This window comes from Sporomusa sp., assembly GCF_057736855.1.
Genome location: NZ_JBYKYF010000247.1, coordinates 3,945 through 4,657 on the forward strand (window position 1 = coordinate 3,945; position 713 = coordinate 4,657).

The window sequence follows — 713 nt, forward strand, 5'->3', positions numbered from 1 at the left end:
ATGATAATGCTTCAGATTGGCAAAGATTTTGACGAAAATCTCACTACACAAATCATCTGCGTCATGATAATTGTTCACCCGGTAAAAGACATAATTGTATATCCGCGGAAAATACTCCTTGTAGATTTCGCTAAAAGTTTGGTTATTTTCATCAGCTGGTATAATCCATTGCTTTTCTTCCGGTTGCACCACCCTAATCATGATTCCATAATCCTCCCCCAGAAGCAACATGTACGACCTGTCGATACCTGCTTGTCCTGTTGTCTATGCAGAAAAATATTTAATGAAATTATATAAAATCCCCTACCACCAAAACTGCCACCACTTACCATTTTTTGTGTAATCAATGTAATAGTTTGTCGTATTATGAATGTAAAGGTAGTTATGCAAAATAATTGATCTTGTTATTACAAATTTTTGTCAACATTATTCGAAACTTCGACTACAATCGGAGGAAATAAATAGCAGATAAGGAAACTATATGTAGAATCATTTTAGGTAGCTATAACCCCCATCTGCAAAATAGTCAAAATGAACCGGAACCGGGAGAGGCGAGCAAATTTGCAATATATCACTCCTAAAAAAGCCGCAGCCAAGTGGGGGATATCCCAGCGTCGGGTACATACCCTTTGCCAGCAAGGCACTTTACCGTGGTACTGCTCAGATTGTAGACAAAGCCGCTTTTATGCCGTAAGGCAAAAAGCGGCTTTCTA

1 protein-coding gene and 1 pseudogene are annotated in these 713 nt (G+C 38.6%); one reads left to right on the forward strand and one right to left on the reverse strand.

Annotated elements, in window-relative coordinates; genetic code table 11:
• The coding region (locus AC29Z1_RS13790) for an RNA polymerase sigma factor (RefSeq protein WP_488272032.1) at nt 1-201 on the reverse strand (201 nt) is incomplete at its 3' end.
• A gap of 330 nt (nt 202-531) precedes the next feature.
• On the opposite strand from AC29Z1_RS13790, the pseudogene AC29Z1_RS13795 reads away from it, so the two are divergent.
• A pseudogene (locus tag AC29Z1_RS13795) lies at nt 532-713 on the forward strand (hypothetical protein); the annotation flags it as partial.